Raw genomic sequence first — 9,131 nt, 5'->3', positions numbered from 1 at the left:
AATTTTCAGGCGGTTTTTTAATTCCGCCAACAGGTTTTAGAATCGGAAAAAGGTCTGCTTTTTTATTGAGAAAATCGGAAAACAGATTTGAAGATTGTGTTTTTGAAGTATAAAATATGACTATGGAGCAGATAATATCTTTTTTGGAAAAACATGCCGAACCGGAATATGCAGCCTTTTCGGCATCCTTGCTGAACGATACGATTACCGTGAGGGGTGTACGGCTGCCGCTTTTGCGGAAGTTTGCCCGTCAGTTGGTAAAGGAAGGAGTCTGGCTTCGTCTTTGGGAAGAAGATACGGACCGCAGTTTTGAAATGATTCTTCTCAAAGGGCTGACGTTGGCAGGAGCAAAACTGCCGGAAGAAGAACGTTGGGAATACATCGCGCGCTATGTGCCTTTGATCACCAACTGGGCCTTGTGTGATTCTGTCTGCACTTCTTTGCGCTTTGTACGGCGGGAGCCCGAGAGTGCCTGGCAGCGGTTGCAGCCCTATTGGCTCTCAGACCGTGAGTTTGCACAGCGTTTTGCCGTGGTGATGTTGTTGGATCATTTTCTTACTTCCGACTATATCGAACGAGTGCTGGAAGTGCTTACTTCCCTTCAGCCGGCCGGTTACTATGCTGCGGTGGCTGTGGCCTGGGCCTTGTCAGTAGCCTTTGTGGATTTTCCCGAGCGGGTATATGCCTTGCTTCAGAGCAGATGTCTGTCTGAGGAGGTGCAGCGGCTGACCTTACGGAAGATTATCGAATCACGGCGTGTGTCGGATTCCTGGAAAGAGTGCATCCGGGCACTGAGAAGCTGAATGGTTTATGCCGGTTTATGATGCTGCCGGCGCTTTTGGATCAGGGTAACGATGTCGTGAAAGAGGAAAAGTACCCAGAACATGCAGAAAAAGCAGACTCCCTGTATGGCGTTATCCATGCCCAAAGGAGCGAAGGGAACCGTACAGACAGAGAACAGCAGACAGTAGGACAGGAGTTTGTGTTCCTTGAAAATAGGCCACAGGCGCTTTCTGCGTCTGCGCGAGACCAGATAATACAGGCTGAGCAGAGTGGCAAAAATAAAGACTTTGGTTTCCCACAATTGGGTAAAGGCGGTCGCAGTCTGGGTGGTCAGCAACTGAAAATCACCGAAAGAGGCCCAGGTCAGATAATCGGAGCGCAGCAACGAAAGAGTCGTGCCGATGGCAAAACCGATGACCATGGGCCAGCAGGCCAGCCCAAAGAACTTTTTCCGTTGCAGATAGGATAGCAATAAAAAACTGAGACATAGGGGTATGGTGATACCGTCGTGAGTGTAGCTGCAGAAAATACCCATCAACAACATGATAAAGTAACCGTATTTAAAGTTTTTGGTCTCTATGCGCTTGTATTGCGAGATGAAGAAAGGAACAATGCACACCGAAGTCAGTTCAATAACGGCCTGTTCGTCCCGGTAAAAGAACATGTGTGACTTGGGGCAGAACAGAAGAGTAAATACAGCGGTTCCTAAGATACCGGTCAGTGTTTTTGAGGTGCCCGAAATGCGTCCCACCAGAAAGATGAGCAGGGTGAGCAGCAAGGCGCTGATGCCGTTGATGATTTCCGGTTGCCAGATGTAGCCTCCTGTTTTGGGAATGAAAGTCAGTAGTAAAAATAGGGTAGTGAAAATCAGTATATATGTTAGGACGGTTTTCATGAATGAGGTTGGTTCAACTGGAGATAGAATGATTAATGCATGTTTATTTGATTGCAAAAATACAGATTTATTTCTATTTTTGTTTGATTTATTCCGCTTTAAAAGAAAAAAGATATGCAAAATGTTAAAAGAGTAGGATGGCTGCTAGCCATTCTTTTGTGGTGTTCCTTCTTGGGTAAGGCCGGTGGGAGCAACGGAAATCTGCTTCGTCCGGTTTCTTTTGAAAACCTGTATATAGATGATTTTTATTGGTATTTCCAGTTTCGCTCGCAGCGGGTCAATACGTTGCCGGTAGTCTGGAACCGTCTGGCTGCAAACGGTCTGTTGGATGGAAAATATGCGAATAAGGATCTGGAGGATGCCGATTTGTATCATCTGCTGGAAGCGATGTCTTATATCTATGTGGTGGAACCGGACTCGCTGCAGCGTGGACGACTGGACAGTCTGGCTGCCCTGGTGCCGAAAGACTTTTCCGACCGGACTGAAGTGACCTGGCTGAAGCGTGCCCGCAAAGAATCCCATCCTTTATATTATCAGATGGCTGCCTTTTATCGGGCGGCATTGGCTTATACACGCGCCGGTGGACAGAAACCGCTTTTGCATTGGGCCTTGCAGCATGCAGAACGCTTGAGCAGTGCTTTGCTCCAGAAGCCCGATAAGATAAAGGAACGCGATTTGCATCCGAATATGGTGCTGGCTTTGGGAGATTTCTATCTTCTGACGCAGAACGACACTTTCTTGAAGGCCGCAGTCTTGATGCAGAAACAGATGGACGGTAAAGACTGGGGACAGGAACAGGGATTGTATTATGCCGCTCAGGCGTGGATAGCCGGATTGACCGGAGATCGAAAGATGCTGGAAGAAAATCATGCCTGCTGGCAAGAGGCGGTGAACCGGACGATGCGCATTACAGGAGGTTTTTCCGTGCGCCCGGACGCCGTACCGGAAACTCGTTTTGCCTTGCCCGAAACAATGGCCAATATGGAATGGTGTATCCGGTTGTATGGTGTCACTCAGGATGCCCGCTGCATGGAACTTTTTGAGCGTGCCATGTATAATGAACTCCGTGCCGGTATTTCTTTCCACGGCGGATATATGGCCCGTAACCTGGAAATGGATGAGCAGAAGGAACTGGTGCGCGATTCCATCAGTCAGGTTCCCTTGCCTCAGGCGATTTCCCTAATCCGGAATCTGGCGGTGCTTCCGGATTATTACTACGCGACTCAGAATGATACCGCGGTTTATATCAACCAGTATTTCCGTGGAGAGGTGACCATTAAAACCAAAAAACTGAATATGAAGCTCAGCACCATGAGTTCCATGCCGTGGGCCGGAGGCTTTTATATGGACATCATTGCCGACACTCCTCAAAAATGTACGTTTTATCTGCGGGTGCCTTCATGGATGACGGATGACTGTCTGGAAGGAATGGGGCGTTATCGTTATCTCCCGCAAAGCAAACAGATGGGACTGTTGGTCAATGGTGTGAACAAACCGGTTCAGGTGGAGAATGGTTTTATCCGGGTTTCCGGAACGTGGAAAAAGGACGACCGCATTATTTTTACGTTCCTTTCTGCAGTGAGGACCGTCGTACCGAAAGACAGTACCGAACAGCCTGTGCCTTCTTTGGCCTATCAGCGGGCTCCTTTTGTTTATTGTCAGGAGGAACTGGATTCCATTTTGCAGAAGCAGTGTGACTGCAAGGTGCTTTTAAAGGAAAGTGCGCCGACCCGGTTTGCTCTGGGCCTGAACGGCGGGGTACAGATTATAGAAGGACGTCTGTATGATTTGAAGTCCGATTCCTTGCAGGGGAAAACGTTGTTGCTTACTCCTTATTTTGCAAGAGGACAGCGTGGCAGTGCCAAAACTAAAATTTGGTTCCCTTATTTTACGAAAGATAAACTGAAGTGACATTTTGTCAGTCTTGCCCTGTTTGGCATACTTTTCGTAATAGATTAAGTGAATTTATAATTCAATCCATTTAGAAAAATAACGTAAAAACAATATTATTATGAGCATTAAACCATTAGCAGACCGTGTTCTGATTGAACCAGCTCCAGCAGAAACAAAGACAATCGGTGGAATCATTATTCCGGATACAGCAAAAGAAAAACCATTGCAAGGTAAGGTTATCGCTGTAGGAACAGGAACCAAAGACGAAGAAATGGTATTGAAAGTGGGCGATGAAGTGTTGTACGGTAAGTATGCCGGTACAGAAATCGAGCACGAAGGTAACAAATACCTGATTATGCGTCAGAGCGACGTGGTTGCAATTCTTGCTTAATATTAATCGTTGAATCCTATTAAATAGAAAAGAAAATGGCTAAAGATATTAAATTCAATATAGAAGCCCGTGAACTGATGAAGCAGGGCGTGGATCAGTTGGCAAATGCAGTAAAGGTAACTCTGGGCCCGAAAGGTCGTAACGTGATCATCGAAAAGAAATTCGGTGCTCCTCATATCACAAAAGACGGTGTGAGCGTTGCCAAGGAAATCGAATTGTCTGACGCTTTCCAGAACGCAGGTGCACAGTTGGTAAAGAGCGTTGCCAGCAAGACTGGTGATGATGCCGGTGACGGTACAACTACTGCAACCGTATTGGCACAGAGCATTGTCAGCGTTGGTTTGAAGAACGTGGCTGCCGGTGCCAATCCAATGGACTTGAAGCGTGGTATCGACAAGGCCGTTGCTAAGGTTGTTGAGAACATCAAGGCTCAGGCTGAGCAGGTTGGTGACGACTACAGCAAGATTGAGCAGGTAGCTACTGTCAGCGCAAACAATGATCCGGAAATCGGTAAGTTGCTGGCTGAGGCTATGAAGAAGGTAAGCAAGGATGGTGTGATCACTATCGAAGAGGCTAAGGGTCGTGATACTACTATCGGTGTGGTAGAAGGTATGCAGTTCGACCGCGGTTATCTGTCAGCTTACTTCGTAACAGATACTGAGAAGATGGAATGTGTGATGGAGAATCCATACATCCTGATCTATGACAAGAAGATTTCTAACCTGAAGGATTTCTTGCCAATCTTGGAACCGGCTGTTCAGAGCGGACGTCCTCTGTTGGTAATTGCTGAGGATGTTGAGAGCGAGGCTTTGACTACTTTGGTTGTAAACCGTCTGCGTAGCCAGTTGAAGATTTGTGCTGTGAAGGCTCCTGGCTTCGGCGACCGTCGTAAAGCTATGTTGGAAGATATCGCCGTATTGACCGGTGGTGTTGTAATCAGCGAAGAGAAGGGCTTGAAACTGGAGCAGGCTACTTTGGAGATGTTGGGTTCTTGCGATAAGGTGGTTGTTTCAAAAGACAATACTACCATCGTAAACGGTCACGGTCAGGCAGAACTGATCAAGGATCGTGTCAATGTCATCAAGAACGAAATTGCCAATACAACCAGCGATTACGATAAAGAGAAATTGCAGGAGCGTTTGGCTAAGCTGAGCGGTGGTGTGGCTGTTCTTTACGTCGGTGCACCGAGCGAAGTGGAAATGAAAGAAAAGAAAGACCGCGTAGATGATGCTTTGTGCGCTACTCGTGCTGCCATCGAAGAAGGTATCATCCCGGGTGGAGGCGTTGCTTACATCCGTGCAATCTCTGCTTTGGAAGGTCTGGAAGGTGCAAACGCCGACGAGACAACCGGTATCAATATCGTAAAACGTGCCATCGAAGAGCCATTGCGTCAGATTGTAGAGAACGCAGGTCTGGAAGGTTCTGTTGTTGTAGAGAAGGTACGTCAGGGTGAGAACGACTTCGGTTACAATGCCCGTGAAGATAAGTACGAGAACATGAAGGCTAGCGGTATCATTGATCCGGCAAAGGTTACACGTGTTGCTTTGGAAAATGCGGCTTCAATCGCCGGTATGTTCCTGACAACAGAGTGTGTTATCTGTGAGAAGAAGGAAGATAAGCCGGAATTGCCTATGGGAGCTCCTGGAATGGGAGGCATGGGCGGCATGATGTAAAAATCAGCTCAGCGAGTAATTCAATAAAAAGGAAGCAACTGTTTTGCCAGTCAAAACGGTTGCTTCCTTTTTTGTGTTTATCAGGTACAAACAAAGGCAGATCAATCTTTTTCTGAAAATTCTTTGATTTTTTTCTTTTTGATGGGTTACTTTTTTTTAAGAACAACATAAATGGTCAAAGAAGCGAGTTTATTGAGAAGTTTTACTGATTTGATAGAAAGGAAAAGTCAAATGAAAAGAGAAAGAAATTTGAGGCTGAACAAAGTAGTTTTGGGATTGGGAAAATTTTTGTCAGATACTCTATAAACCTAGTTCCGGTAAGGATTTCAGATAGTGATTTTTATATGCCGACAGATTGTCATATTGTATTTAGATCGTGTTATGAAAACAAGATTTTTATACGAAGGAGACATTCTTGTTTCGGAAAAAAGATAAAGAAAAATTGTATATTTTTGTACCTATGAACGATGCGAATGAAATAAAAGTAAGGCTTTCTTGCCCGACAGCGAAATATTTGTTAAAGGAGCTGTTGGCTGATGACTATTTGCTGAGAGATAAAGAGATTATTGATTTGTTGCATTCTGCTTTACAAAGAAACAAGGAATCGATGATTTGCTCCACCCATAGCAAGATAGTTATTGATGAGCATTGTCGTATCTTTATGCCTGAGTATAGCCACAAAGAAATAAAAATGCCTTTTTTACCCAAGACGGTATATCTGTTTTTTCTTTTGTTTGAGAGTGGTTCTGAATTTAAAAATCTATACAATTATAAGGAACAGTTATACCATATTTATCAAGTTGTGTCGCGAGAAAAGAATCTGGAATCAGAGAAGTTGCGGCGTAGCTTGGAGAATCTGGTCGAGCCGTTGAATAACCGGATTTATGAGATTTGCTCCTTAATCCGAAGAGAGTTGGCTTGTGTGGTGCCTGAGGATTTGTTGGATGAATACACCATTACCGGAAAATGGGGCGGTTTACATCAGGTGCGTCTGGAGCGTTCTTATGTTCATCTTCATGAGGATATTTCTCAGAAATTACAGATGCGTTTTGAGGATTTGGAATGCAAATAAGTAAAAATATCATTGAATAGGGGGGCAATCTTACTGTTTTGTTGTTTTTATTATCCGTCTTCGCTATCTTTACCGTGTTAAAAGGTATGTAAAATGAAAACAGTTTTATTGATTGTGGCGAGTCTGTTTCTTTCCTGTGCGTTACCGGCACAAAAACAGACTACATTCCGTCCGGCAACTGAGTGGCCCGATACAGAGGGGAAACACATCAATGCACACGGAGGCGGTATTTTGAAAAAAGGTAAGGTTTATTATTGGTATGGTGAGAATCGTCCGGATGCCGGCGGTTCTATGAATACCGGAATCTCGGTCTACACCTCACGTGACTTGATGAACTGGGAGAACAGGGGCATTGCGCTGGCAGTATCTTCGGATACGCTTAGTCCCATACAGCCGGGTTGTATCATGGAGCGTCCCAAGGTGGTATACAACAAGAAGACCGGTAAGTATGTGATGCTTTTCCATCTGGAACTGAAAGGGCAGGGATATGCTGCGGCACAGGTCGGTTTTGCGGTGGCAGACAAGCCGGAAGGACCATTCCGTTTCTTGCGCGGATTGCGGCCGAATGCCGGTCAGTGGCCGGTTGATTTTTCGCAGAAAGACATCGATGAGGCTCTTGCTCTGGACCCGGCGAAATATGCAAACTGGTGGACTCCCGAATGGCGTGATGCCGTGAAGAAAGGATTGTTCCTGGCCCGTGACCAGAAAGGAGGACAGATGAGTCGCGACATGACCGTCTATGTCGATGATGACGGCACGGCCTATCATCTGTTTTCTTCGGAGGAGAACCTCACACTGCATTTGGCTGAGCTGACCGAGGATTATCTGGACTATACCGGAAAATATATCCGCATTGCTCCCGGAGGACAGAATGAAGCGCCTGCCTTGTTCAAAAGAAATGGCAAATATTGGCTCATCACCAGTGGCTGCACAGGATGGGCTCCCAATGAAGCGCGCATGTTTGTAGCCGATTCGCTTTGGGGAGAATGGAAGCAGCTGCCCACTCCGTTTGTGGGAGAGAATGCTAAAAAGACTTTTAATGGACAGAGTACTTTTGTGCTGCCGTATAAGAATAAAGGCTTTATTTTTATGGGAGACATCTGGAAGCCGAAGAGTTTGAGTACTTCGCAATATTTATGGCTCCCGATCCAGTTTCAGGAGGACGGAACTCCTACCATTCCTTATCGTGAAGAATGGACGCTGAAGGATTTGATGAAATAGGCTTCTTCAGGAGAAAGGATTTCTGAAGGTATCATACTTGAAACTGTAAGAATCTGATAGAAAAGGTGTGAATCTATCCAGATGAAAAAAACCGCTCTCTAAAGTGGAACAATACTTTGGAGAGCGGTTCTTGTTTTTTCGGGATGATGATATCAATCAGTCCGTCAGTCTTTGAAATACTTCTTCATGCCTTCGGAATATTCACTGATGAAGTTTCCCTTGTCGTCGGCATAGATAAAATAATATTCCAGTTCCGGATGAGCGGTAATGAACTTTTTGGCCTTCTCGCGTCCCATAGCCATAAATGCGGTTGCAAAGCCGTCCGCATTGGTTCCGTTGGGAGCAATGACTGTGGCACTCAGAATGTCCCCGTCAGCCGGATATCCGGTTTTGGGATTGATGGTATGAGCATATTTCTTTCCGTCCTTGATGTAGAAATTCCGGTAATTGCCGGATGTGGCCACTCCCATTTTCTGCGGCAGCTGGATGATCTGCTGGATTTCCTGATTGACTCCTAAGGTGTCATCCACCGGTTTGTTGATACCGATGGTCCAAGGGTTGCCTTTCGGGTTCTTGCCGCAGGCCATCACCTCACCGCCTATATCTACCAGATAGTTCTTGATGCCATGTCTTTCCAGCAGTTCGGCAATCAGGTCGCACAGGTAACCGTCACCGATTGCTGAGAAGTTCAGCAGGATGCGCGGATCCTCTTTCACGACCTGGTCTCCCTGGATTTTCACTTTGTCATATCCCACAAATCCTTTCAGACTGTCAATCTCAGCCTGGGTAACGGCACCCATGTTCTTGAAACCGAATCCCCAAAGATTGATCAGCGGGGCGCAAGTCACGTCGAATATGCCGTCCGTGGCCTCTGAGATTTTCGTACAGCTATTAAAAGCTCTTGTAAACAAGGTGTCCACCTGCATGTTGGTATTGTTATTCACCGCACTGATGATCGACGTGGAGTCAAAAGGATTGATGGCATGATGATAAGCCTTGATCATGGCATTGATTTCGTCGTCAAGAGGTTCCTTATAGAGATATTTAATGCGATAATAGGTGTGTGTGCTGCCTTCGGTAATCTGATAGGTTTCCGGTTTTTCGCATCCGGTCAGCAGGAATACGGCCAGCGGAAGCAGAGCCAGTAAAGCGATGATTTTTTTCATATCCTTTTTTGATTTTTGAATGATATAATGATCTTTC

8 protein-coding genes are annotated in these 9,131 nt (G+C 45.8%); 6 read left to right on the top strand and 2 right to left on the bottom strand.

Annotated elements, in window-relative coordinates; all coding sequences use genetic code 11:
* The first annotated feature begins 122 nt into the window (after positions 1-122).
* Positions 123-803, top strand: coding sequence for a DNA alkylation repair protein (locus DXA74_RS12385; protein ID WP_158576069.1), 681 nt, complete (start codon positions 123-125; stop codon positions 801-803).
* Between the two features lie 5 nt (positions 804-808).
* Here DXA74_RS12385 and DXA74_RS12380 read toward each other — a convergent pair whose 3' ends face one another.
* Positions 809-1,678 carry a hypothetical protein gene (locus DXA74_RS12380; RefSeq protein ID WP_233550534.1) on the bottom strand — a complete coding sequence of 290 codons (870 nt, stop codon included), beginning with the start codon at positions 1,676-1,678 and terminating at the stop codon, positions 809-811.
* A gap of 114 nt (positions 1,679-1,792) precedes the next feature.
* Between DXA74_RS12380 and DXA74_RS12375 the strand changes: the two genes are divergently transcribed.
* The 5 genes from DXA74_RS12375 to DXA74_RS12355 all read left to right on the top strand — a co-directional run bounded on the left by DXA74_RS12375 (position 1,793) and on the right by DXA74_RS12355 (position 7,928).
* Positions 1,793-3,589, top strand: a complete 1,797-nt coding sequence (locus DXA74_RS12375) for a beta-L-arabinofuranosidase domain-containing protein (RefSeq protein WP_118528054.1) — start codon at positions 1,793-1,795, stop codon at positions 3,587-3,589.
* Between the two features lie 100 nt (positions 3,590-3,689).
* The gene (locus tag DXA74_RS12370; protein WP_118528052.1) at positions 3,690-3,962 is read left to right on the top strand and encodes a co-chaperone GroES; all 273 of its coding nucleotides are present in this window, start codon (positions 3,690-3,692) and stop codon (positions 3,960-3,962) included.
* 35 nt (positions 3,963-3,997) lie between these two features.
* Positions 3,998-5,635: a chaperonin GroEL gene (groL, locus tag DXA74_RS12365; RefSeq protein WP_118528050.1), complete on the top strand. Its 1,638-nt coding sequence runs from the start codon at positions 3,998-4,000 to the stop codon at positions 5,633-5,635.
* A gap of 460 nt (positions 5,636-6,095) precedes the next feature.
* Complete coding sequence (locus DXA74_RS12360; RefSeq protein ID WP_118528048.1) at positions 6,096-6,707, top strand: hypothetical protein; 612 nt, start codon at positions 6,096-6,098, stop codon at positions 6,705-6,707.
* Between the two features lie 93 nt (positions 6,708-6,800).
* Positions 6,801-7,928: a glycoside hydrolase family 43 protein gene (locus DXA74_RS12355; RefSeq protein ID WP_118528046.1), complete on the top strand. Its 1,128-nt coding sequence runs from the start codon at positions 6,801-6,803 to the stop codon at positions 7,926-7,928.
* A gap of 164 nt (positions 7,929-8,092) precedes the next feature.
* Here the strand turns inward: DXA74_RS12355 and DXA74_RS12350 are convergent, their stop codons facing one another.
* Positions 8,093-9,094: an FAD:protein FMN transferase gene (locus DXA74_RS12350; protein WP_118528044.1), complete on the bottom strand. Its 1,002-nt coding sequence runs from the start codon at positions 9,092-9,094 to the stop codon at positions 8,093-8,095.
* Positions 9,095-9,131: the final 37 nt, after the last annotated feature.

Source organism: Bacteroides sp. OF04-15BH, assembly GCF_003477995.1.
GTDB lineage: Bacteria > Bacteroidota > Bacteroidia > Bacteroidales > Bacteroidaceae > Paraprevotella.
Note: the sequence above shows the minus strand (reverse complement) of the source record. Positions and strands in the feature narration are given on the sequence as shown.